The organism is Nocardia iowensis, from assembly GCF_019222765.1.
Lineage (GTDB): Bacteria > Actinomycetota > Actinomycetes > Mycobacteriales > Mycobacteriaceae > Nocardia > Nocardia iowensis.
In genome coordinates this window covers 956,855-980,215 of sequence record NZ_CP078145.1, presented here as the reverse complement: position 1 = coordinate 980,215, position 23,361 = coordinate 956,855, and the positions used below count along the sequence as shown (strand labels likewise).

At 66.3% G+C, this 23,361-nt stretch carries 28 protein-coding genes; 4 read left to right on the top strand and 24 right to left on the bottom strand.

Features of this window, described 5'->3' with window-relative positions:
* Positions 1–16: 16 nt before the first annotated feature.
* The 18 genes from KV110_RS04480 to KV110_RS04395 all read right to left on the bottom strand — a co-directional run bounded on the left by KV110_RS04480 (position 17) and on the right by KV110_RS04395 (position 12,483).
* Positions 17–2,224, bottom strand: a complete 2,208-nt coding sequence (locus tag KV110_RS04480) for an MMPL family transporter (protein ID WP_218473676.1) — start codon at positions 2,222–2,224, stop codon at positions 17–19.
* 34 nt (positions 2,225–2,258) lie between these two features.
* The gene (locus KV110_RS04475; protein ID WP_218473674.1) at positions 2,259–2,711 is read right to left on the bottom strand and encodes an EXLDI protein; all 453 of its coding nucleotides are present in this window, start codon (positions 2,709–2,711) and stop codon (positions 2,259–2,261) included.
* Between the two features lie 262 nt (positions 2,712–2,973).
* Complete coding sequence (locus KV110_RS04470; protein WP_246634343.1) at positions 2,974–4,182, bottom strand: MFS transporter; 1,209 nt, start codon at positions 4,180–4,182, stop codon at positions 2,974–2,976.
* Positions 4,183–4,562: 380 nt separating this feature from the next.
* A complete protein-coding gene (locus KV110_RS04465) occupies positions 4,563–5,363 on the bottom strand; it encodes a phosphatase (protein ID WP_218473672.1) in 801 nt (266 codons plus the stop codon).
* 97 nt (positions 5,364–5,460) lie between these two features.
* Positions 5,461–5,895 carry a PIN domain-containing protein gene (locus tag KV110_RS04460; RefSeq protein ID WP_218473670.1) on the bottom strand — a complete coding sequence of 145 codons (435 nt, stop codon included), beginning with the start codon at positions 5,893–5,895 and terminating at the stop codon, positions 5,461–5,463.
* Positions 5,892–6,152 carry a DUF6364 family protein gene (locus tag KV110_RS04455; protein ID WP_218473669.1) on the bottom strand — a complete coding sequence of 87 codons (261 nt, stop codon included), beginning with the start codon at positions 6,150–6,152 and terminating at the stop codon, positions 5,892–5,894. The genes KV110_RS04460 and KV110_RS04455 overlap by 4 nt, the downstream gene beginning before the upstream one ends.
* Positions 6,153–6,269: 117 nt before the next feature.
* A complete protein-coding gene (rpsQ, locus tag KV110_RS04450; RefSeq protein WP_218473667.1) occupies positions 6,270–6,542 on the bottom strand; it encodes a 30S ribosomal protein S17 in 273 nt (90 codons plus the stop codon).
* Positions 6,539–6,778 carry a 50S ribosomal protein L29 gene (gene rpmC / locus KV110_RS04445; protein WP_014981663.1) on the bottom strand — a complete coding sequence of 80 codons (240 nt, stop codon included), beginning with the start codon at positions 6,776–6,778 and terminating at the stop codon, positions 6,539–6,541. The genes rpsQ and rpmC overlap by 4 nt, the downstream gene beginning before the upstream one ends.
* A complete protein-coding gene (rplP, locus tag KV110_RS04440; protein ID WP_025347180.1) occupies positions 6,778–7,194 on the bottom strand; it encodes a 50S ribosomal protein L16 in 417 nt (138 codons plus the stop codon). The genes rpmC and rplP overlap by 1 nt, the downstream gene beginning before the upstream one ends.
* A gap of 3 nt (positions 7,195–7,197) precedes the next feature.
* Positions 7,198–8,001: a 30S ribosomal protein S3 gene (rpsC, locus tag KV110_RS04435; RefSeq protein ID WP_218473665.1), complete on the bottom strand. Its 804-nt coding sequence runs from the start codon at positions 7,999–8,001 to the stop codon at positions 7,198–7,200.
* On the bottom strand, positions 8,002–8,403 hold the full coding sequence (rplV, locus tag KV110_RS04430; RefSeq protein ID WP_107654115.1) for a 50S ribosomal protein L22: 402 nt from the start codon (positions 8,401–8,403) through the stop codon (positions 8,002–8,004).
* Positions 8,400–8,681, bottom strand: coding sequence for a 30S ribosomal protein S19 (rpsS, locus tag KV110_RS04425; protein WP_019045020.1), 282 nt, complete (start codon positions 8,679–8,681; stop codon positions 8,400–8,402). The genes rplV and rpsS overlap by 4 nt, the downstream gene beginning before the upstream one ends.
* Positions 8,682–8,696: 15 nt before the next feature.
* Positions 8,697–9,536: a 50S ribosomal protein L2 gene (gene rplB, locus KV110_RS04420; RefSeq protein ID WP_218473664.1), complete on the bottom strand. Its 840-nt coding sequence runs from the start codon at positions 9,534–9,536 to the stop codon at positions 8,697–8,699.
* Positions 9,537–9,569: 33 nt separating this feature from the next.
* Positions 9,570–9,875 carry a 50S ribosomal protein L23 gene (rplW, locus tag KV110_RS04415; RefSeq protein ID WP_167460767.1) on the bottom strand — a complete coding sequence of 102 codons (306 nt, stop codon included), beginning with the start codon at positions 9,873–9,875 and terminating at the stop codon, positions 9,570–9,572.
* Positions 9,872–10,546, bottom strand: a complete 675-nt coding sequence (rplD, locus tag KV110_RS04410) for a 50S ribosomal protein L4 (protein WP_218473662.1) — start codon at positions 10,544–10,546, stop codon at positions 9,872–9,874. The genes rplW and rplD overlap by 4 nt, the downstream gene beginning before the upstream one ends.
* On the bottom strand, positions 10,543–11,208 hold the full coding sequence (gene rplC / locus KV110_RS04405) for a 50S ribosomal protein L3 (protein WP_040731331.1): 666 nt from the start codon (positions 11,206–11,208) through the stop codon (positions 10,543–10,545). Before rplC ends, rplD begins: the two co-directional genes overlap by 4 nt.
* Before the next feature lie 14 nt (positions 11,209–11,222).
* The gene (gene rpsJ / locus KV110_RS04400) at positions 11,223–11,528 is read right to left on the bottom strand and encodes a 30S ribosomal protein S10 (RefSeq protein WP_003938093.1); all 306 of its coding nucleotides are present in this window, start codon (positions 11,526–11,528) and stop codon (positions 11,223–11,225) included.
* 544 nt (positions 11,529–12,072) lie between these two features.
* Positions 12,073–12,483 (bottom strand): hypothetical protein, encoded by a 411-nt coding sequence (locus KV110_RS04395; RefSeq protein WP_218473661.1) that lies wholly within the window; start codon positions 12,481–12,483, stop codon positions 12,073–12,075.
* Positions 12,484–12,669: 186 nt separating this feature from the next.
* On the opposite strand from KV110_RS04395, the gene KV110_RS04390 reads away from it, so the two are divergent.
* Entirely contained in the window at positions 12,670–13,146 is a 477-nt protein-coding gene (locus KV110_RS04390; protein WP_218473659.1) for a hotdog fold domain-containing protein, read from the top strand.
* An 8-nt stretch (positions 13,147–13,154) separates the two neighbouring features.
* On the opposite strand, the gene KV110_RS04385 is transcribed toward KV110_RS04390, so the two are convergent.
* Together KV110_RS04385 and KV110_RS04380 are read right to left on the bottom strand one after the other, a co-directional pair.
* A complete protein-coding gene (locus tag KV110_RS04385) occupies positions 13,155–14,090 on the bottom strand; it encodes an esterase/lipase family protein (RefSeq protein WP_218473658.1) in 936 nt (311 codons plus the stop codon).
* A gap of 1 nt (position 14,091) precedes the next feature.
* Positions 14,092–15,099 (bottom strand): alpha/beta hydrolase, encoded by a 1,008-nt coding sequence (locus KV110_RS04380; RefSeq protein ID WP_218473656.1) that lies wholly within the window; start codon positions 15,097–15,099, stop codon positions 14,092–14,094.
* 233 nt (positions 15,100–15,332) lie between these two features.
* On the opposite strand from KV110_RS04380, the gene KV110_RS04375 reads away from it, so the two are divergent.
* Positions 15,333–16,523, top strand: coding sequence for a lycopene cyclase family protein (locus tag KV110_RS04375; protein ID WP_218473655.1), 1,191 nt, complete (start codon positions 15,333–15,335; stop codon positions 16,521–16,523).
* On the opposite strand, the gene KV110_RS04370 is transcribed toward KV110_RS04375, so the two are convergent.
* Genes KV110_RS04370 through KV110_RS04360 form a run of 3 tightly spaced genes read right to left on the bottom strand, consistent with a single transcriptional unit; the run spans position 16,493 to position 19,163 of the window.
* Entirely contained in the window at positions 16,493–17,362 is an 870-nt protein-coding gene (locus tag KV110_RS04370) for an ABC transporter permease (RefSeq protein WP_218473653.1), read from the bottom strand. The two genes, KV110_RS04375 and KV110_RS04370, sit on opposite strands and share 31 nt — an antisense overlap.
* The gene (locus tag KV110_RS04365) at positions 17,359–18,183 is read right to left on the bottom strand and encodes an ABC transporter permease (RefSeq protein WP_393537248.1); all 825 of its coding nucleotides are present in this window, start codon (positions 18,181–18,183) and stop codon (positions 17,359–17,361) included. Before KV110_RS04365 ends, KV110_RS04370 begins: the two co-directional genes overlap by 4 nt.
* A complete protein-coding gene (locus tag KV110_RS04360; protein WP_281427740.1) occupies positions 18,180–19,163 on the bottom strand; it encodes an ATP-binding cassette domain-containing protein in 984 nt (327 codons plus the stop codon). The genes KV110_RS04365 and KV110_RS04360 overlap by 4 nt, the downstream gene beginning before the upstream one ends.
* Positions 19,164–19,528: 365 nt before the next feature.
* On the opposite strand from KV110_RS04360, the gene KV110_RS04355 reads away from it, so the two are divergent.
* Positions 19,529–21,055 carry an aldehyde dehydrogenase family protein gene (locus tag KV110_RS04355; protein WP_218473652.1) on the top strand — a complete coding sequence of 509 codons (1,527 nt, stop codon included), beginning with the start codon at positions 19,529–19,531 and terminating at the stop codon, positions 21,053–21,055.
* A 50-nt stretch (positions 21,056–21,105) separates the two neighbouring features.
* On the opposite strand, the gene KV110_RS04350 is transcribed toward KV110_RS04355, so the two are convergent.
* On the bottom strand, positions 21,106–22,380 hold the full coding sequence (locus tag KV110_RS04350; RefSeq protein ID WP_218473650.1) for a TetR/AcrR family transcriptional regulator: 1,275 nt from the start codon (positions 22,378–22,380) through the stop codon (positions 21,106–21,108).
* Positions 22,381–22,510: 130 nt separating this feature from the next.
* Here KV110_RS04350 and KV110_RS04345 point away from each other — a divergent pair, with 130 nt between their 5' ends.
* The gene (locus KV110_RS04345; protein ID WP_218473649.1) at positions 22,511–23,332 is read left to right on the top strand and encodes an enoyl-CoA hydratase; all 822 of its coding nucleotides are present in this window, start codon (positions 22,511–22,513) and stop codon (positions 23,330–23,332) included.
* The last annotated feature ends 29 nt before the right edge of the window (positions 23,333–23,361 follow it).

Below are 23,361 nucleotides of genomic sequence, written 5' to 3'. Positions count from 1 at the left end.
AGCTCTTGTCGTTTACTTACTTGCGTCGCTCACCGGTATTCGACCAACCGCTACCGGGTGCGGCAAGCGTGCGATCGTCGCCGGAGGTGTAATCGGGCTCGCCGAACCCGTTCGACTCGGACGACCCACCGGACTTCCGATCCCCGTGCCCCGGCCACCACGCCCGATGCCCGAGCAGCGCCGTCAGCGCCGGAGTGAAGAACATCGCCATCACGAAGGCGGCGATACCGATGCCGACCGAGATGGCAAAGCCCATCTGCGAAAGAACGTTGTTGCCCGCCAACATCATCGAAGCGAACGTTCCGGCGAGGATCACGCCTGCCGCCGCGATCGTCGGACCGGTGTGCTGCAGGCCGAGCGCCGCCGCCTGTCTCGGGTCGCGGCCCTCGCGAGCCTCCTCCCGCAATCGCGCGACCATCAGGATGTTGTAGTCCGTGCCGAGCGCGACCACGAACAGGTACATGATCACCGGCAGCGTGAAGATCAAGCCGGAATTGCCCTGCATGTGCTGGAACACCAGCACGGCGGCGCCGAGCGTGGCGGCGAACCCGAGGAACACCGAGGCCATCAGGTACCACGGCGCGACCAGGCTGCGCAGCAGCAGGGCCAGCACGATCATGATCAGGATCGCCGCTACCGGGAACACGATGGCGTAGTCGTGGTTCATCGCGTCCTGGAAGTCGACGAAGACGGCCGTCATACCGCCGACGGCCGCGGTCGTCCCGGCCGGTGCCGCGGCGTGCGCCGCGTCCCGCAAGGGACTACGGACCGTCTCGATCGCGTCATCCGATTCGGGTGCGGCGGCGAGCGTCACCTGGAAGTTGGCGGTCGCCTTGTCTTCGGACAACAGCGGCTCCGCCACCTGGCCGACCCCCGGTACCTCGGCCAACGCGGACCGGTAGGCCGTGAGCTGGTCGCTGGTCAGCGCGCCACCGTCCGAGCGAAGCAGCACATCCGACGGCTGGGTGGCGCCTGCGGGCATGCCCTTGAGCAATTCCTTGTTGTAGATCACCGATTCGGAGGTGTCGGAAGTCGATCCGCCGGTCAGATCGAAGGTCGGATGGAATCCGAACGCGAAGATGCCCAGTGCGACGAGCACACCACCCGACACCGCGGCGAACGCGCCGGGTCGCCGCCCGAGCGCGGCACCCATCGCGGTGAACCGTGCCCCCTTCGGCTCGGCCTGCCATGCCTTCGACGGCCAGAACACCTTGGTACCCAACAGCGATACCACGGCGGGCACCAGCGTGAGCCCCGCGAGCAGCGCCACAGCGACAGCGATCGCCAGCGCGGGTCCGAGCGCACGGAACATGCCGAGGGTGGACAACGTCAGCGCCATGAACGCGATGATCACCGCGCCGGCCGCGGAGGTGATCGCCTCGCCGACCCGGGCGACGGCATTGACCATGGCGGTCTTCGGATCGTCCCCGGCGCGCAACCGTTCCCGGTAGCGGAACATCAGGAACAGGATGTAGTCGGTGCCGACACCGAACAGCACCACCAGCAGGATGGAGTTCACCGAACTGTCCACTTGGAGGTCGAAGGCCTTGGCCACCATGGCGATCAGGCCGTTGACGACACTGGAGATCGCGCCGATGACGACGATCGGCAGCAACGCGATCACCGGGCTACGGAAGATGATCAGCAACAGCACCAGGATCAAGATGATCGTGGCGGCGCCGATGATGGCCATGCCCTTCTCGCTGGACTCCACCTGATCCAGCATCTGCGCGGCCTGGCCGGTGATGCCCGCCTTCAGGTCGGTGCCATGCACCTGTTTCTTCAGTTCGTCACGCAGCGCCTTGACCGCGTCGCCCTGCGTCATGTCGCCCGCACTGGTCACCTTCGTCATCTGCACGGCAATGATCTGGATGAGCCGGTTCTCCGAGGGCGGGACCGGCTGTAATGCCGTCACGTCCTTGATGTTCGCGGCGCTGAGCTTCGAGCCGATCGCGGCTACCGCGGCCGAATCCCCGGTACTCAACTCGGCGCCGTCGGCACGGGCGAAGACGATGATCGCCGCGGGTGCGGCGCTTTGCGGAAAGGCCTGCTGCTGCATATCGAGTGCCTGGATGGACTCGTAATGCGAAGGTAGGAATTCGGATTGGTCGGTGGTCGATTTGAGTTCCGGCGCCGCAGCGACCACGCCGACGATGATGAGCAGCCACAGGCCGATCACCTTCCACGGATGGTGCACGACCACGCGCCCGAGTCGAGCAAACATGTGGGACAGTTCCTTTCAGTATCCGAGCAGCAGCTCAGATGTCGAGATCCTCGATGGGCGGCTGCTCGGTCACGTCGACGAGCGTGCGGTAGATCTTGGCCGGAACCCGATCCCGCAACTCCTCGACCGAATCCACCACCTCCAGTGTGGAATCACCCCAGCTCGATTCGTCGAGTTCGAGCACATTGCGCCAGTTCTTCTTCTTCCATTCCCTGGCCCAGTCGGCCATCACCGAGAAGTCGGTCCACTCCGCCACCCGCCGATGCACCACATACTTGCCCTTCCGGCTCAAATAGACCCGGACCACCTCGACCCCGGCCTTGGTGACCTGCGGCGACTCTCCCACTAGGCGTCCGGCAAACCGCTGCACCCGCGTACCCCCCGGCCCCAGCTTCACCACCACCTCGCCGAACTCCCCGGAATCCCCCTTCTCGAGATCCACAACCGCCGCACCGGCATCCACCGTCTGCCCCGCTTCGCTACCCATGATGACTCCCATCAATACGTGAATGCGCATACGCGCATAGATCTACCAGCGACGGAACCCCTCATTCGTTCCCGTCGCCCCGAGCAGATCTTCAGTTGTCCAATGACCCGGTCCGCCGTTCCCAGCACCCCGTCCGGAGTCACTATAAGTAGATGTATACGTATAACGCAAGTGCTGTCTGCACTCGCACCAATTGCCGAGCCGGGAGCCACACTCGACGTTCGGTGCGGTGACGCCAGCCTTGGGGCTTGACGCGAAGGCCTCAGGCCCCGACTTGGCTAACTGCAGCAGGCTTCTCGACGGCGAGGCGGCGGCGTTCGCGGATGCCGACGAGTAGGGCCAGGCCGAGGCCGAGGGTTAGGCCGAGGGCTGCTGCGGCGGTGAAACCCGCGGCGAAGCCGCCTGCGTCGATGGCAATGCCAGCCATGGAGCTGCCGATGCCGTTGCCGAGGGTGAGGGCGGCGCTGTGCCAGCCGATGGCCTCGCCGCGACCGCCTTCGGGGACGATGCGGCTCATTTGATCGATGGAGGCGGTAATTGTTGGGGCGCAGAAGATTCCGGCGAGGAGGCCGGTGATGGCGAGGGAGATCGGACCGACGGCGAAGGCCATCGGGATGGTGACGGCGCCGAGGGCGGCGAGCAGGACGTAGGTGGAGATGGAGCGGTGTAGCGCGCCGTAGACGAGACCGCCGACCACCGAGCCGAACCCCCAGACAGCCAGCACGACGCCGAGCCATTGTTGTGCGCCGAACTCGCGCATGGCGGAGACGAAGGTCAGTTCGGAGGCGGCGAGGAGCGAGATGGCCGCGCTCGCGCCGACGCAGAGGGCGACGAATTCGATGCCGAACCAGGCGCGGCGCGGGACGGCGGGGGCAGCCGGGCGGCCTGCGGCCTGGGCGGAGCGCAGCGGCGGATTCCGGATCCACATGAGGATGCCCGCGAGTACCAAAGTCCATTGCACGCAGAGCAATACGATCGTGGTGGACCAGAGGCTGGCGGCGGCGACGCCGAGGATCGGCCCGACCATGAAGGCCATCTCGACCGACACCGCTTCCAGCGCGAGCGCCGGTTGCCGGTTCTCCTCTGTCGTCGCCGCGATGACCGCTTGCCGGACCACGGTGAAGATCGGGACGTCGAAGAGTCCGGCGACCGCGGCGAGGATCAGCAGCGGGACATAGTCGACGAACGGCGCGATCGACCAGCACACCGCGCCGACCAGGATGGACGGCATGATGGTGCGGCGCAGCCCGAATCGATCGAGCAACCTCCCGCGCCACGGGCCGCTCAGCGCGATGCAGACGGTGGCGACCGTGCTCAGCACACCGGCTTGCAAGTAAGAGCCGTGCAATGTCTGCACGACATGCAGCGCGAGGAGCACCGCCCCGGCGAAGAACGGAATGCGCACCAGCGCCCCGAGCAGTAGTACGTTGCGCACCGCCGCGCTCGACAAAACCACCCGATAGGACCGCACAAAGCGAGCTTGTCACGCCCTACCGACAAGCCGCCACCGATTTATCCCATGAATTTCTCTCGCGACCCATCACCCAACAAGCAAGTGCGCCTTCGACTTCCACGCCTGCCGCCGATGCCCGTCACAGCCGTCTTGCGGTCCCGCTGGTAACTGCACACCCTTCCCGCCTCCTGCCTCAGCCACACATCCGTTGCGTCGGCTGCACACCCGCTACACCCGGTGTGCAGCCCACACAAAAGGTGTGCGCCCGGCGCGGTCCGCTTGTGAACTGCACACCCTTTGCTTCAGCCGCACACCCGCTGCGTCAGCCGCACGCCTGCGATACGGCGTGCTCAGCCACACAATGAGGCAATTGTTCATGCCGCTCGAGGGCGGGCGGGTCAGGCGTTGAGGGCGGCGCGGTTCAGTAGGTAGTCGGTGAGGGGTTCGTAGTATTCGGGGAACACCCCGTCGTCGAGGGGGACGGTGACGGCGACTTTGCCTTCGGCGTGGCCGGCGAACAGGGCGGGGTCGTTGGAGTCGGCGAAGCCGACGGTGTCGATGCCTGCTTCGCCTGCGGCACCGGCCCAGCCGTGGTCGGCGATGACCAGGTCGGGCCAGAGGTCGGGGCCGTCGCGCAGTTCCGACAGCATTGCCTGCATGGGGTGCGGGTCGTGCGTGTGCTTCAGCCTGCCGTCGGCGCGGAGCGCGGCAACGCCTGAGGTGTAGGCGATTTCGCGCATCCTCGGCCCACTGTCCGTGCGGACCTGGTACGACCATCCGGCGGCGGGGGTGAGCACCGCACATCCGGCGGCACGCAAAGCATCTTCGACAGCTCGATAGACACCCATGAGCGGTCCCGGGTGTCCGGTCGCCAGGATCACCGTTTCCCGTTCGCGGGCCGCACGGCCGATCCGGTCGCCCATCGCGTCGAGCGCGTCAATGGTCAATTCGGGGTCGATGGTGTCGGACCCTTGCCGATATCGCGGGTCTGGGTTGACCCCACACAGCCGCGCCATCATCTCCAGCGTCTCGTCGAACGTCCAAGCCTTCAGAGCCAGCCCGAATTGATAGTCGGGATCCTTCGCGACCATCCGGCGATAGTGCGCCAGGTTCCCTTCCCGCGGCGTCGCAACGTCCCCCGCGATCCTGGTTTGCAGCAGATGCTTACGCAACAACGCTCGGTCATATGGCTGCGTCATGAATCCCACCTCCGCGTCGCCCGGCGCTGCCGCCGAGGCCAGGTGCACCGACGCAGTGTTCGTTCGCCGTCAACATGACACTACAAGAATCGTCTGATTACTCCGCTCGATCGCGGAACGGGTTCCGGACCTCGAGTCCGGCGAAGTTGCGGCCGTGCTGAAGGTCTTCCGAGAGTAAGTATTTCGCGCCGGACTGGGCCGCGGCCTCGATGATCAACGCATCCCACCAAGACACTTTGTGTGTCTCCTGGAGGAATGAGGCGTTTACGACCACCAGTGGATCCATGTCGATGGCACACCATTCGCTGTAGACCGCAACGATGCGGCGAGCTTCGGCTGCCGTCAACCGCGGTGTGAACTTGCGCGTGGCGACGCTATAGAACTCCTGCAGGACCTGTGTGCTCAGCACACCGACCTTCCGGTCCCATAAGCCCGCGAGAACTTCACGAGCAATCACGCTTCGACGATCGATGCCTGCCTCATAGGCATAGAGGAGGACGTTGGTGTCTACGAAGACCCGTTCTGCACTCACCGGCTCCGACTCTCCCATCGGTCGTAGAGGTCTTCGCGCCGCCATTCGACGGGGCCCTCACCTGTCCGCTCCGCCGCCATCGCCATAGCTTGCAATGCCTGGTGTCTCGCCGCCTCATAGCGGGCGGTATCGGTGACGAGCTCGCGCACCTGCTGCGCCAACAACGCGCTGAGCGACGTCCCCTGCCTGGCCGCGATCACCTTCGCCTCGGTGATCAGCTCTTCGTCCAGCTGGAGCGTCAAGTTCCTCTTGGTCATGCCACAGGATATCACGTGGAACACAGGAATTTACGTGGAGCTTGCCACTATCCACGAAACGACAAAGGCCCGCCTCCCGAACGGGAAGCGGGCCTTCGACATTCAGACCGGAAAGACCTACTTGGCCTTCTCCAGCACCTCGACCAGACGCCAGCGCTTGGTCGCCGACAGCGGTCGGGTCTCCATCAGCTGGACGCGGTCGCCGATGCCGGCGATCTCGTTCTCGTCATGCGCCTTCACCTTGGAGGTGGTGCGAATGATCTTGCCGTAGAGCTTGTGCCGGTTACGGTCTTCCAGCTCGACGACAATCGTCTTGGTCATTTTGTCCGAGACAACGTAGCCGGTGCGTACCTTGCGGCTGGCGCGCTGCTCTTCCACTTTCTCGCTCATGCCGCATCTCCCTTGTCAGCGGGTCCGGTGGCCAGACCGAGCTCGCGCTCGCGCATGACCGTGTAGATGCGCGCGATCTCGTGACGAACCACGCGCAGCCGACGGTTGTTGTCCAGCTGACCCGTCGCCATCTGGAAGCGCAGGTTGAACAGCTCTTCCTTGGAGTCGCGCAGCTTCTGCACCAACTCTTCTTCGGTGAGCTCGCGGAGCTCTGCGGCCGGTGTTTCAGTAGCCATCAGAACTGCTCCTCCCTGGTCACGATCCTGCACTTCATCGGGAGCTTGTGCATCGCGCGGCGCAGGGCCTCACGAGCGATCTCCTCATTGGGGTAACTCATCTCGAACATCACCCGTCCGGGCTTGACGTTCGCGATCCACCACTCGGGCGAACCCTTACCGGAACCCATGCGGGTTTCGGCAGGCTTCTTGGTGAGCGGGCGATCCGGGTAGATGTTGATCCAGATCTTGCCGCCACGCTTGATGTGGCGGGTCATCGCGATACGCGCCGACTCGATCTGCCGGTTGGTGACGTAGGCCGGCTCCAGTGCCTGGATGCCGAACTCGCCGAACGCCACCGAGGTGCCGCCCTTCGCCATGCCGGAACGACCCGGGTGATGCTGCTTGCGGTGCTTCACCTTGCGAGGCATCAGCATGCGTCAGCCCTCCTGTGTCTCTGCCGGAGCGTCCACCACCGCGGTGGCGGCGCGCCCGGCCTCGGTGCTGGTCGCCGTGGTGCCGGCGGAACCGGACCGACGCGGGCGGGACGGACGCTCGCGGCGCGGGCGATCACGATCGCCTGCCGGAGCGCTCACGGCGGCCAGCTCACGCTTGCCACCGACGATGTCGCCCTTGTAGATCCAGACCTTCACGCCGATGCGACCGAAGGTGGTCTTGGCCTCGTAGAGGCCGTAGTCGATGTCGGCACGCAGCGTGTGCAGCGGGACCCGACCCTCGCGGTAGAACTCCGAGCGCGACATTTCGGCGCCACCGAGGCGGCCCGAGCACTGCACGCGGATGCCCTTGACGTTCGGCGAACGCATGGCCGACTGGATGGCCTTACGCATCGCACGACGGAACGCCACGCGGTTCGACAGCTGCTCGGCCACGGCCTGAGCAACGAGCTGCGCATCCGACTCGGGGTTCTTGACCTCGAGGATGTTCAGCTGCACCTGCTTCTTGGTGAGCTTCTCCAGCTCGGCCCGGATGCGATCGGCCTCGGCGCCACGGCGGCCGATGACGATGCCCGGACGAGCGGTGTGGATATCGACACGGACGCGATCCCGCGTCCGCTCGATCTCCACCTTGGAGATGCCCGCCCGCTCCATGCCGGTGGCGAGGAGCTTACGGATAGCGACATCTTCCTTGACGTAGTCCGCGTACTGCTTGTCCGCGTACCAACGCGACTTCCAGTCGGTGGTGATACCGAGGCGGAAGCCATGGGGATTGATTTTCTGTCCCATTTACTTTGCCCCTCCCTTCCGGCGGTTGCGAGTTGCTCCACCGGCGGTGGGGATGCTCTCGACCTCGATGGTGATGTGGCTGGTGCGCTTGCGGATGCGGAACGCACGGCCCTGGGCGCGCGGCTGGAACCGCTTCATGGTCGCACCCTCGTCGACGTAGGCCGTCGAGATGACCAGGGTGGCCGGGTTCAGGCCGAGGTTGTTCTCGGCGTTCGCCGCGGCACTGGCCACGACCTTGGCAACTGGCTCGCTCGCGGCTTGCGGCGCGAACTTCAGGATCGCCAGGGCATCCTCGACTCGCTTGCCGCGGACCAGGTCCACGACACGACGAGCCTTCATCGGGGTCACGCGAACGTGCTTGGCCGTCGCGCGCGCAGTCGGATTCTGAGTATCAGTCGTCATCGCCGCTTGCTCTTCCGGTCGTCCTTGACGTGGCTCTTGAACGTCCTGGTCGGCGCGAACTCACCGAGCTTGTGCCCGACCATGTTGTCCGAGACGAACACCGGCACGTGCTTGCGACCGTCATGGACGGCGAAGGTGTGGCCGATGAAATCGGGGATGATGGTCGAACGACGCGACCAGGTCTTGATGACCTGCTTCGTGCCCTTTTCGTTCTGCACGTCCACCTTCGCGAGGAGGTGGTCGTCGACGAACGGGCCTTTCTTGAGGCTGCGTGGCATTTCTTACCTCCTCCTTCAGCGCTTGTTCTTGCCGGACTTGCGGCGGCGGACGATGAGCTTGTCGCTCGGGCGGTTGGGCTTGCGGGTGCGGCCTTCCGGCTGACCCCACGGCGAGACCGGGTGGCGACCACCGGAGGTCTTGCCTTCACCACCACCGTGCGGGTGGTCGACCGGGTTCATCACGACACCACGGACGGTGGGGCGACGGCCCTTCCAGCGCATCCGGCCGGCCTTGCCCCAGTTGATGTTCGACTGCTCGGCGTTGCCGACCTCGCCGACGGTGGCGCGGCAGCGCACGTCGACGCGACGGATTTCGCCGGAGGGCATACGCAGCGTGGCGTAGGAGCCTTCCTTACCGAGCAGCTGGATGCTGGATCCGGCCGAACGAGCCATCTTCGCGCCGCCGCCCGGACGCAGCTCCACCGCATGGATGGTGGTACCGGTCGGGATGTTGCGCAGCGGCAGGTTGTTACCCGGCTTGATGTCGGCCGTGGGGCCGGACTCGATCGGGGTGCCCTGCACGATGCCCTTGGGCGCGATGATGTAGCGCTTCTCGCCGTCCACGAAGTGCAGCAGCGCGATGTTGGCGGTGCGGTTCGGGTCGTACTCGATGTGCGCGACCTTGGCCGGGATGCCGTCCTTGTCCAGCCGACGGAAGTCGATCAGACGGTAGGCACGCTTGTGGCCGCCACCGCGGTGCCGGGTGGTGATGCGACCATGCGCATTACGGCCACCCTTGCTGTGCAGCGGACGGATGAGCGACTTCTCGGGGGTCGACCGAGTGATCTCAGCGAAGTCCGAAACGGACGACCCGCGGCGACCCGGGGTTGTCGGCTTGTACTTACGAATTGCCATGAGTTCTTCTCTTCTTTCTGGAGTCCCAGACGCTTACGCGACCGGGCCTCCGAAGATCTCGATGGGCTTGCTGTCGGCCGAGATGGTCACGAGCGCGCGCTTGGTGTCCTTGCGCTTGCCGTAACCGAAGCGGGTCCGCTTGCGCTTGCCCTGACGGTTGGCGGTGTTGACGCTGGTGACCGTGACACCGAAGACCTTCTCGACGGCGATCTTGATCTGCGTCTTGTTGGAGTCCGGGTGCACCAGGAAGGTGTAGGTGCCCTCCTCGATCAGTCCATAGGACTTCTCGGAGATGACCGGCGCCAGCAGGATGTCGCGGGGGTCGGCGATGGTGGTCACTTGCTCTCCTCCTGTGCAGCCTCGGCGGGGCCGTGCACGAAGGCGTTGAGCGCCTCCACGCTGAACACGACCTCGTCGCTTTCCAGCACGTCATAGGTGTTGAGCTGGTCCGGCGCGATCGGGTGCACGAACTCCAGGTTCTGCACGCTCTTCCAGGCCGCGATGTCCTCACGTCCGAGGACGAGGAGGAACTTCTTGCGGTCCGACAGCTCCGCGAGGAAGCTCTTGGCCGTCTTGGTCGACGGGTCCTGCCCGGCAACCAGTTCGGAGATCACGTGGATGCGCTCGTTACGCGCCCGGTCCGAAAGAGCCCCACGCAGCGCGGCGCGGATCATCTTCTTGGGGGTGCGCTGGCTGTAGTCACGCGGCTGCGGGCCGTGCACGATGCCACCACCGGTGAACTGGGGCGCGCGGGTCGAGCCCTGACGGGCGCGGCCGGTGCCCTTCTGCCGGTACGGCTTCTTGCCACCACCGCGGACTTCACCGCGGGTCTTGGTGGAGTGCGTGCCCTGGCGGGCCGCGGCCAGCTGCGCGATGACCACCTGGTGCATCAGCGAGATGTTCGCGGTCACGTCGAAGATCTCCGCGGGGAGCTCGACGGTGCCATTGGTCTTGCCGCCCAATTCCTTGACCGGCAGGGTCAGGTTGGCCTTCTTTTCGAGGCTGGTCATGCGTGCGCACCACCCTTCACTGCGCTCTTGACGATCACGACATTGCCGCGACGACCCGGGATCGCTCCCTTGATCAGCAGCAGGCCGTTTTCGGCGTCGACCTTGTGCACCGAGAGGTTCTGCGTGGTGACGCGGTCGTTGCCCATCCGGCCCGACATGCGCATGCCCTTGAACACGCGGCCGGGGGTGGCACAGCCACCGATGGAACCCGGGCGACGGTGCACGGCCTGCGCACCGTGCGAGGCGCCCTGACCGGCGAAGCCGTGCCGCTTCATGGTGCCGGCGAAGCCCTTGCCCTTGCTGGTACCGGTCACGTCGACGTAGGTGCCCTCTTCGAAGACGTCGGCGTTGATCTCCTGGCCGACCTCGAAGGTGGACGCGTCGGCGACGCGGATCTCGGCGACGTGGCGGCGCGGCGTGACACCGGCCTTGGCGAACTGACCGGAGACCGGCTTGTTCACCTTGCGCGGGTCGATGGCGCCGAAAGCGACCTGGACGGCGCTGTAGCCGTCGCGCTCCACGGTGCGGATCTGGGTAATAACGTTCGGTCCGGCCTTGATGACGGTCACGGGAACGACGCGGTTCTTCTCGTCGAACACCTGGGTCATGCCGAGCTTGGTGCCCAGGATGCCGGCCGCAGGCCTGTTCTTGTTGTCAGTCATGTCTCGAGTCCCCGTCACTGAATGTTGACGTCGACGCTGGCCGGCAGGTCGATGCGCATCAGCGCGTCGACCGTCTTCGGCGTCGGGTCGAGGATGTCGATAAGCCGCTTGTGCGTACGCATCTCGAAGTGCTCGCGCGAGTCCTTGTACTTGTGCGGCGAACGGATGACGCAGTACACGTTCTTTTCGGTCGGCAACGGCACCGGCCCGACGACACGGGCCCCAGTGCGGGTCACCGTCTCGACGATCTTGCGCGCTGACGCGTCGATCGCCTCGTGGTCGTAGGCCTTGAGCCTGATGCGGATCTTCTGTCCCGCCACGCTAAGTGTCCTTTTCTCCGCTTATTACCTTCGTGATCCGGAAGCTGGCTTCCGTACCACCCTCAATTTGCACAGCCCGAACACACGAAGACGTCTCACGTGAGACCGCGACCGCGCACGCATGCTCGGTCCTCGCCGCTGTTCATCTGTCATGGTTCTCCGGTCCACGCGGTCGGGCGTGTCGCCCATCCGCTCATTCCTCGGCGCCGGATCAAAACTTCATCTCAGGCCTGGAACACTGTCCCGGACGTACCCACACCGGTTGACCCGATGAGGTACACGATTGGTACTACTCGCCTCGCCTAGCCATCCCGTCTCACTCGGAAACAGGCACGGCCCGGTGCAAGGCAACCCGAACAGTATGCCCGACGCGTCCATCGACTTCAAATCCGCCCCCCGCGAGCGGCTCCGCCCAGGTCATCGGCATGGCGGCGGAGACGACAAGGGCGGCGGTGTGACGATTCCGAGGAGCCGTCACGGCCGCCGCCGCTCGGGTAAATCAGCTGGTCCCGATCCGGCGAAGCCGGGCCGGATCAGTCGGAGCTCAGCCCAGTACCTGGCGGATCGCGTACGGCGATCCGGCGAAGCTGGCCGGATCGACCAGTGCGATCGCGATCCATCCGCTGCGCGAGGCGGCCGCCTCGGCGGTGACGCCGGAGAACTCGAGGTAGTCGTTGTACACGACACCGTCGACCTCTTGGCCACCGTTATAGACGGATTTTTCGTCGAGGTAGAAGAGGCCCTCGTTGGTCAGCGGGCCATTCAGCATGCCGACCAGTGGACTGTGCTGCAGCGCGACCGTTTCGCCGTGGTCCAGCACAACGCCGAAGTAGATGCCGTCCTGCGGAGCGACGACCGGAGTGATGGCGGCGGCTTGACCGGCCCCCGCCGATACCGCGAATGCGGCGCCGCCGAGTGCGATGCCCAACGCAACGACGGCAGTACGAATACTCATGATGCAGAACTCCAGTTCCCCTATGCGCCAACCGAAATGGTGTTGGCCCCCAGCGACGCCATCCCTCGGCCCGCCCCGTCAAGGTAGCAATGCGGGCCGACATCGGCAGGCCGACCAGCCAGCATGTTTTCGGCCGCACCCGCGGGCAACCTCGACGTGAACTTACTTTTGAGTAAGATACGGCTCATGACGAAAGAGACCGCGACCTACCGCGGCTGGAAGAAGCTGCCGGACAATCGGCTCGGCCACACGCTGTTCTCGCTGGGCATGGTCGCGCGGGTGCCCTATTTCGGCACGGTGCTGCCGAACGTCGTGCGGCTCGAACCAGGCCTGTGCGAGGTGACCTCGCCGAAGTGGTTCGGCATCCACAACCACCTGGGCACCTTCCACGCCATCGCGGCCTGCAACCTGGCCGAGGTGGCGATGGGCATGCTGAGCGAGGCGACCGTGCCCGCGACGCACCGCTGGATTCCGAAGGCGATGAACGTGCAGTACCTGGCCAAGGCCGAGACCGGCCTGCGGGCCGTCGCGAAGCTGCCGGAGATTCCGGACTTCGCGGCGATCACCGAGGGCCAGAACCTGATCGTGCCGGTCTCGATCTACGACAAGCACGGCCTCGAGGTCGTGCACGCCGACATCACCACCTGGGTCACTCCGAAGTAGCCAGCCCCTCAGCAGGGCAGGGGGCGGTCGTCGTTCGCCAGTGCGCCGAGCACCGCGGCGGCCGCTCGGGTATCGGCGAGCAGGCCACTGTGATCGGCGGTGTCGGTAGGGCAGCCGTCTTGCAGCCAGATGTTGCGGTTCTCGCCGGTCGGGGCGGCGAGCAGCGCGGTTTCCTGCGGGGTGATGATCTCGTCGGCGCGGGAGGCGAGGGCCGTGTACCGGATGCCGGGCACGGTCTCGCCTCCCGCGTTCAGCCGGTTCAGCAACGGTGACCCAACCACCTGCTGCTGACCCGGAGTTCCGAAGACCTGGGCGGCGATCTGCGCGTTACCCAGGCCGAGCGAGGCCAGATCCGGATAGCTCTCCCGCAGTCCGGCCCAGGTAGAGCCCCGGTACGGGGTGCCGAGCGTGACCACCTGAGCCACCGTCTCGGCGCCGTGCGTCCGCACGTATTGGCGGATCACCGTGCCGCCGGTGGAGTGGCCGACGAGCGCGACCTGGCGAGCCCCGGTAGCGACCCGCACGGACTGCACCACATCGCTCAGCTCGCTCGCCATCCGGTCGATATCGGCGACGCCGTAGACCACGCGACCGAGCAACGCGGCCCCGACCGGACCGATACCTGTTGTGCTGGAACCGGCTTGACCGCTCACGACATCACGCAGCCCGGGCGCGGAGCCGAGATTCGCCGCGTACACACAGTGACCTTCGGACCGCAGCAGTGGCGCGAGCAAGGCGAAGCTGCTGACCGCGTCGGTGCCGGAGCCGTGCACGAGCACCACCGGCTCCGGACGCGCCGGTGACGGGCGGCAGGCCCAGTCGTTGGCGCCTGCCAGCACCGGGATCGGCGGCGCGGCCACCGCGGCAGCCGGGTGCAGTACGGCCGCACAGGCGGCGGCGAGGATCAGGCCGGCGATTCGCGCGGCCTGTTTCCGAATCCACATCTCAAATTCCCAACGGAGCGGACAGCGCGGGCCACGAGTTCTTCAGCGCCTCTTCCCAATATCCCCAGGAATGGGTGCCGTCCGCATTGATGTCATAAGTTGCCGGAATACCCAATGTATTCAGACGGGTCCGCATATTGCGCGAGCAATAGTTGGTCGCTGCCTCTATGGCACCACCTTTGATGAGCTGTGCCGCAATTCCGTCTACGCCGGGCAGGGAATATTTGCCGTTCAATACATCGTGTTTCCCTGGCAGTCCGCCGCCGCTGGAAATGTAGATGGATTTGCCGCGCAATCCCTCGGCTTGCACATAGGGATCATTGGCCGCCCAGCGCGGATCGCCGGGCGCGCCGTACATGTTCGCCATGTTCGCCCAGCCCCAGGTCTCCACGGTGAGGCGGACGAACTCCTGGCCGACCGGATCGCTGATCTGCGCGCATCCGCTGTAGGCGGCGACGCTGGAGTAGAGGTTGCCGGTGGTCGCGGCGAGCGCCAGCGTGCTGGTGCCCGCCATCGAGAAGCCCGCGATGGCATTGCGTCCGTTGGTCGCGAAGTATTTGTCGATGAGCGGCGGTAATTCGCGGGTCAGGAAGGTCTTCCACTGCTGGCGCCCGAGCCGGGGATCGTCGTTGACCCAGTCGGCGTAGTAACTGAACATGCCACCGATCGGGGACACCACGTGCACGTTCTTGGTCGACAGAAACTGGAACGCATCTGTTTCCGTCTCCCAGGTGACGCCGTCCTCGCCGCCGCCGGCACCCTGCAGCAGGTAGAGCACCGGCCGGGGCACACTGGTGTCGGCCGCCCGCTGCGTTTCCACCTGGATATCGCGATCCATCGCGGCGGAATGAATTGTCAAGGTGAGCTTTCGCGCATCGTGTTCTTGCACCGCGACAATTGATGATTCCGCGGGCGCCCCGTGCGCCGGTGCGGGCATCACCGCTATAACAGCAGCCGCTCCAATTGTGACCGCGAGCACACCGAGCCAGCGGGGGTGGTAGCCTCTCATGATTCCCCTTCTCCTGAACACGGAAACCACCCGCGCTCGGCGCCAACACTAAGTGCGCAGCCACGCGTTTTCATCACTGAAGTTGCTGGGCCACCGATTCTGGGGGCACGGTAGAAAGCAATTCTCGAAGTGCTTGCTTTCACCTTGTTTGCCTTGTCGCGAGACCCGAATTCCGGGGGCGCCGAGCGGCGGGATAGTTGCGTCGGCCCGGCCGCAGCGGATTGAATGCCCTTATGGGTGTCAGCGCGGTCCGGGACGTCGACGTATGCGTGGTCGGGCTCGGCCCGACCGGCCGGGCGCTGGCGCATCGCGCGATGCGGGCCGGGTTCAGCGTGACCGCCATCGATCCGCGGCCGGATCGGCTGTGGCCGCCTACCTACTCCTGCTGGGTCGATGAGTTGCCGGATTGGCTGCCGCCGAGTGCGATCGCCACCACAATTCCGACACCCACCGTCTGGGCCAAGTCCGAACTCCGCATCGATCGGCCCTACTGCGTGCTGTCCAAATCCGGGCTACGCGAGGCACTTCCGCTCGACGACGCCACCGTGCTCACCGGGCGCGCCACCCGGGTCGACGCACACGTGGTCGAACTCGCCGACGGAACGACGATCACCGCGGCGACGGTGTTCGATACCCGCGGCCTGCCCACCCTCGGTCGGCGCAGGGCCGCCAGCGCGCACGGCATCTTCGTCGCCGCCGAGACGGCCGCGCCCATGGTCGCCGACGGCGAAGGGCTGCTGCTGGACTGGCGGCCGGAGAACGGCGCGGGTCCCGACGAGCCGCCGTCATTCCTCTATTCCGTGCCGCTCGGTGACGGCACGGTGATCTTCGAGGAAACCAGTCTCGGCCTGCGCGGCGGTATGCCGCAGCATGAACTGCGCAGGCGCACCCTGAATCGTCTTGCCGCGCACGGCATCAGGCTCACCGGTACGGAGCCCACCGAGGCCGCGCACTATCCGCTGGACCAGCCACCGCCGAAAAGGGGCGTGGCGCAAGCTGTTCCGTTCGGCTCACGCGGCGGCATGATGCACCCCTGCACCGGCTACAGCGTCGCCGATTCGCTGGCGCTGGTCGACACCGCGATCACCGCCTTGCGGCAGGGCCGCGACCCGATCGCCGAACTATGGCCGCGCCGCGCCAGGTTGGTGTACTGGATGCGGATGCGCGGCCTATGGGGTCTTGGCCGCCTGACCACCGAACAGTCGATCGCCATGTTCGACGCGTTCTTCAACGCCTCCCCGCGCGGCCAGCGCGCACTGCTGTCCGCACACGACGACTACACCGCCCTCGGCGCGGTCCTGTTCAACACCGTCGCGCACACCTGGCCGTTCCACTGGCGCTACGACCTGGTCGGCTGGACCCACCGCAATCGCTGGCTCGACTACGACTTCGATCAGGCGCCGGTCTCGGCCGCCCGGCGATAGCCGCGCACGGCCGGGTAGGCGAACACGATGATCAGCCCGATCGCCCACAGCAGGGTCTTCATCAGTGGCTCCCCGACCGGTCCGCCGTAGGCCAACCCGCGCATCGCGTCGATCGCACAGCTCATCGGCTGGTTCTGAATCGTGCTTCGCAGCCAGGACGGATAGGCGAAGACAGGTGCGAAACCGGTGTTGAAGAACATCAGCAGCGTGTTGATGATGCCGATGACGTTCACCAGCATCACGCCGTCGGTGATGGTGGCCAGGGCGGTGACGAGCACGGCGAAGGCGACACCGAACAGCACGGGAATCGCGATCAACGCGATCCCGGCGAGCGGCCCTTCGAGGAAGCGGAAACCCAACAGCATCCCGACCGCGACGACGAACAGAGTCGTGATCAGCACCCGGACCGCCTCGGCCAGCAGACGCCCGGTCAGCCCGGCCGCTCGGTGAATCGGCATGGTCCAGAACCGGCCGAGCAGGCCGGTCATCTTCTCGCCCTTGAACCCCAACGCGCTCACGACCGCACCAGACATCGCGGCGACCAGCGCGAGCAACGGAACCTGCGCGTAGATGCTGGGCTGGCCGGTGTACGCGGTGATCGAATTACCGAGCACGATCCGGAACATCACCAGCGTCAACGCCGGATACACCAGCGTCTGGATCGTCGTCGCGGGATCCCGCGCCCACACCAGCAACAGCCGCTTGCACTGGATCAGGCTGTGTGTGACCCACAGGCTCAGCGAGTTCTCTGGCTTCGCCGCCACTTCGGGCAACGGCGTTTTCCACGCGATGTTTTCGGTCTCCTCGACTCGCGCCATGGTGGCCTCCACAGAACTCATGACCGCCTCGCGCTCGCCCAGATCGCCAGCGGGGTGAACACGAGCGCTAGCCCGATCACCCAGACCAGCGGCACCCACAACACCTGCCAGCTCACCCCGCCCGCGGCCATGTCACGCAGCGCGAAGGAGAACTGCGAGACCGGCTGATTGCGCACGAACCCGCGAATCCACTCCGGAAAGCTGCGTTCCGGGACGAAGCCACAGGAGAGCATGCCGAAGATGAGCGTGGGCAGGGTCAGCGCCTGACTCAGCGATTCCGGGCTCTTGGTCAGGCTGCCGAGCGCGTCCGCGCCGAGCGCGAGCGTGGTGCCGACCGCTAAGGCGAAAACGCAGAACAAAGCGGCCTGGCCGAAACCCGCGACGAAACGGAAACCGATCACATATCCGAAGAGCAGTGCCGCGACCAACGAGGTGACCGAACGAACCAGCCCGGCCGCGACCCGCGCGGACAACGGAACCAGCATGCCGATCGGCATGGTCTGCATTCGGGTACTCAGCCCGGTCAGCGCCTCGAACGCGGCCAACTGCGCGTTCGACATCATGGTGAAGGCCATTGTCTGCAACACGATGATCGGCATGACGTACTGGGCGTAGTCGACACCCTGGAACTTCATGACGTAGCGCAGCGGTAGGTAGAACCCGACGGTGAACACCAGCGGCGTCACCACCGCGACGATCAGCTCACCCTTGGTGGCCATGGTCCGGACGATGCGGCCGGACAGCGCACGCCACTGGGCGAACGAGGACAGCCGGGGCTTGGGTAGGTCCGCGAACAACGCGGCCGCGTCGGCGGCCCGGGTCGGGATAGTGGGAGCGCTCACGCGTTCCCACCCGACCGACCGGTGATGGACAGGAACACGTCGTCGAGCGAGGGCCTGCGCAACGCGATGTCGGCCAGCTCGATGCCCGCGGTGTCGAGTCGGCGCAGCGCCTCGGTCAGCGTGGCCGCGCCCTCCGGCGCCGGAATCGAGAGGCGATCGCCGCCGTCGATGTCGGCGAGCACCGCCGCGGGTACCAGGTCGCCGAGCGCGGCGGCGGTCGAACGCAGTTGGGTCGGGTCGAGCGGGACGACCTCGCAGTAGCTGCCGCCGGTCTTCTCCTTGAGCTCGTCGGCGGTGCCCTCGGCGATCACCGTGCCCTTGTCGATGACGATGATGTTGTCGCTGAGCACGTCGGCTTCCTCGAGGTACTGCGTGGTGAGCAGCACCGTGATGCCTTGCGCCTTCAGCGCGTTCACCAGATCCCAGACACCCTGGCGGCTGCGCGGATCGAGGCCGGTGGTCGGCTCGTCGAGGAACACCACCTCGGGACGCACCACCAGACCGCAGGCGATGTCGACCCGGCGGCGCATGCCGCCGGAATAGTGGCGCACCGCGCGACGGCCCGCGCTCACCAGATCGAATTCCTCGAGCAGGGTGTCGGCGCGCTTGCGGGCGGCGGACTTGCTCAAGCCCATCAGGCGACCGAACAATTCCAGGTTCTCCCGGCCGGAGAGGTTCTCGTCGAGCGCGGCGTACTGACCGGTCATCATGATCGAACGACGCACCCCCGCCGCGTCCTTCAGCACATCGTGCCCGGCGACAACGGCGGTGCCCGAATCCGGCCGCAGCAGTGTCGACAGGATCTTCACCATCGTCGTCTTGCCCGCACCGTTCGGGCCGAGGATGCCGAGGACGCTGGCGCGGTCGGCGACGAAGCTGACCCCCTGCAGTGCGTGCACATCGCCGAACGACTTGCGAACATCCGTCACCCGGACCGCTGGCTCACTCGCACGCAGATCTGCTTGGTTCAAGCTCGGCATCAACTCTCCACTATCGGCAATTGCGACGACTCGGGGCCGCCGGAGCGCGCGCGTATACGTCCCCATAGGTGATCCGTAGCGCTTGGCGCGATGTTACCGGTATGCAGGGTTCGCACCGGGTCGCCCGCACGGTACCCAACGGGAGTGCGCGTTAATTGTGTCCTTACTCACAGTCGCCGATATCCGTCCGGCGCGACGCAGATCGGCGCTGGTGGACAGTGTCAAGGGCAGCGTGGTGGCGGCGGACGAGCCTTGTCGGCCCGTCGCGACGACCATAGTCTGCTAATCGGGGGAACACTCACTCGTCCGCGGCGGCTGCCCCGCAAGTGGTCCGCACGCCGATTTCGACACTGCGAGAGGTGATCATGGCCGAGTCCGCGCAGCCACGACTGGCGGCGCAGCCGGGAGGATCGGGCCGACCGAACGTGCTGACGTCCTACGACCCGCGCACCGGCGAGACCGTCGGCAACTACGCCGTGATGGGCGCGGGCGAAATCAACCGCACCGTGCGCGGTGCCCGATCGGCCGAAAGATGGTGGGCCGAGCTCGGATTCAGTGGGCGCAAGCGCTGGCTGCTCGACTGGAAGCGCGACATTACCCGCCGCGCAGGCGAATTGGTCGAGATCCTGTCCGAGGAAACCGGAAAGCCGGAGGCGGACGCGGCCATCGAGGTGATGCTGGCGGTGGAGAACCTCGACTGGGCGGCCCGCAACGCGGCGCGCGCACTCGGCAGGCACAAGCTCGGCTCCACCTGGCTGACCCGCAATCAGCGCGCCTCGGTCGGCTACCTGCCGCTCGGGGTGATCGGGGTGCTCGGTCCGTGGAACAACCCGGTGTTCACACCGATGGGCTCGATCGCCTACGCGATGGCCGCGGGCAATACGGTGGTGTTCAAACCGCATGAACTGACCACCGGCGTCGGCGTCTGGCTGGCCGACAGCTGGACCAGGCTGGCGCCCAACCAGCCGGTGCTGCAAGTGGTCACCGGCGACCACCTGACCGGAACCGCGCTGTGCCGGGCCAAGGTGGACAAGATCGCTTATGCCGGTTCGGATTCCGGCGCGCGCGAGGTGATCGCGCTGTGTACCCAGTCGATGACGCCGGTGGTCGTGGAACGCAGCGGTAAGGGCAGCATGGTCGTGCACGTCGACGCGAAGCTCGACGATGCCGCCGAGGCCGCGGTGTTCGGGGCGATGGCCAATGCCGGGCAGAACGCCACCGGGATTCAGCGGGCCTACGTTGCGGAGTCGGTATACGACCGCTTCCTGGAGTTGGTCGCCGCGCAGGCCGCCAAGCTGCGACCCGGCGCCGACAAGCGGGCGTCGTACGGCCCGATGATCTTGGAGTCGCAGGTCGAAGTGGTACGCAAGCAGATTCGCGACGCACTGGCCCGCGGCGGGCGCGCGGTGGTCGGCGGGCTGGATTCGATTCGCGAGCCGTACATCGAACCCGTGGTGCTCGCCGAGGTGCCCGAGGAGAGCGTGGCCATCACCGGCGAGGGCATCGGGCCCATGCTGGTCGTGAACAAGGTGACCAGCATGGACGACGCCGCACAGCGGATCAACGCGGTGGGCAACGATGTCGCGGTCTCGGTCTTCACCAGGGACGTGCACGAGATCGAGGCGTTCGCCGAGCGGCTGCGCGTCGGGGTGGTCACCATCAATTCCTCGACCGCCTACGCGGGCATCCCCGCGCTCCCCTACGGCGGCGTCGGCGAATACGGACAGGGTCACAGCCACGGCGATCAAGGCCTGCGGGAGTTCAGCCACACGCTGGCCATCGCCCGCAAGCGTTATCAGGCCCCGGTGAATCTGTCCACCTTCGACCGTCACCCGCGGCATGTGCGCTTGGCCAAGACCATCTTTCGGATCCGGCACGGTCGGCGCGCCTGATTGCCGCCATCCACTATCCGCGCCCGGAATCGGCTGCGAGTGGGGCGGCCCTATGCCGAGTGACCGAGCAGGACTGCTTCCATCAGCGCGGTGACGCGGGCCAATTGGGCTGGGCGCGAGTCGAAGTGGAGTAGCCGCCCGACGTCGATGACCTGACCGATGGCGGCGTGTACCCGGAAGCGAGCCTCGACCGGGTCGCCGTCCAGCAGGTTGGCCCACTCGAGGACGTTCTGGCGTTGAATGGCGCGCAGCTTGTGCTGTTCGGCCTGCGGCAGATTGCTGAATTCGGCGTAGTAGACCGGCATGATCTCCGGCATCGCGAAGGTGAGCCTGGCTTGGCGCTCGGCGATGCGGCGCACCGCGTCCTCGCGGCTGGTGGCCTCGGCGAGTGCCTCGGTGATCGCGAGGGCGACCCGGTCACCGGTCCGGTAGAACGCGGCGGCGAGCAGATCGGACTTGCTGGCGAAGTAGCGGTACACGCTGGAGGCGTTGATGCCGACCGCCGCGCCGATCTCCTCGATGCTGGCCTCGTGGTAGCCCTGCCTGCCGAAGATCCGGATCGCCTCGGTGAGCAGTTGTTCGCGCTTCGACGACACCGGCAGGCCGCGCGTGACGGGACCCGGATCCGGTTCCGGCGGCGCGGGCGGCAGGTCGGCGCGCAGGATCGCCAAGGACATGTCGTGCAACAGCGGCAGCAGCCGCGCGCCGGACAGCGCACTGCGGTGCGCGGAAATGCTGGCGATCGCGCTGAGCACGGCGGCCGCCAGCATCGCGACATCCGCGGGCGGGGAGTCGGGTCGCAGTTGCGCGATGGGCCCGGCGAGGGTGCCGTTCAGGTCGTCGTAGATCTTCCTGATCCGGATGCGATCTTCGCGTTCCAGGTAGCGCCGCTCCCAGCGGTACAGCCCGGCCTCGCGGCGGATCTCGATGGTGTGTTCGCTGATCGCCCGGATCAGGGCGTCCAGCCGCCGGGCCGGTTCCAGGTGTTCGTCGTCCGCGGCGCGGGCGACGTTCAGCAGGTGTCGCGCCCCTTCTTCCGCGGCCGCGACGAGCAGCGCGTACTTGTTCGTGAAATGGCGATAGAGAGCGGGCCCGGAGATGCCGACCTCGGCGGCGATCTCGTCCACGCCGACCGGGTAGTACCCGCGCTCGCTGAACGCGCGCGCGGCCGCCCGGATGATCTGCACCTTGCGATCCTTGGGCCTGCGGCGCACCGGCCCGCCCGTCACCCGACCACCACCCCCCACGGAATCGCTCCGCGATGCCGAGTCGTCGGCGTCGGACCGCGCGGAAGCGAGGCCGACCTCGCTGCGATCCGCGACCATGCACCTCTCCGTTCTCCGGCGGCGCCGCTGGTTGACAGCGCCCGACAATGGAACCTAAGTTAACCACAATTCGCAAAGTTAACCACTATTCATGGCACGGTAGCCGCTGAGTTGCAGCGTAGGAGCAGATATGAGCAATACAGATTCCGCAGCGGTAGCTGAGTCCTCCTCACCCGCGACGGGCTTTTCCGCGGTCCACGACGGCCGGGTGCTCCGGGTGACGATCACCAAGCCGAAGCGCAAGAACGCGGTCGACTACGACACCATGGTCGCCCTCGGCGACACCTTCCTCGCCGCGGCCGAGGACCGGTCGGTGCGGGTGATCGTGCTGACCGGCGAGGGCGGGGATTTCTGCACCGGTGCCGACCTGTCGGCCACTGCGGGCGAGGCCCAGCGCGGCATCACCTCCGACATGGTCATGGACGCGGCGAACCGACTGGTGAAATCCATCGTCGATGCCCCCGTCCCGGTGATCGTCCGCATCAAGGGCGCGGCGGCGGGTGTCGGCGTCGGCATCGCGTTGGCCGCCGACCTGGTCTACGCCAGCGAGGACGCCTACCTTTTGCTGGCTTTCATCAACATCGGCCTGATGCCCGACGGCGGCGCGGCCGCCATGGTCGCCGCCGCGGCCGGGCGCCCCCTCGCCGCGGAGATGGCCCTGCTCGGCGAGCGCCTTCCCGCTCCCGCCGCAAAGCAAGCGGGGCTACTCACCGCGGTGCTGCCCGAGGACGAGCTCGACGCGAAGGTGGAAGCCGTGGCAGCCAAGCTCGCCGCGGGCCCACGCCGCGCACTGGAACTCACCAAGAAGGCCCTCAATCAAGCAACACTGACCTCACTCGACGCGGCCCTGGCAGCCGAAAAGACCGGCCAGAGCGAACTTTTGAAGTCCCCCGACTTCATCGAAGGAGCAACCGCGATGCTCACCAAGCGCAAGCCGGTGTTCGCCGACTGAGAACCGGGAACTGTGCCTAGGCGACAACT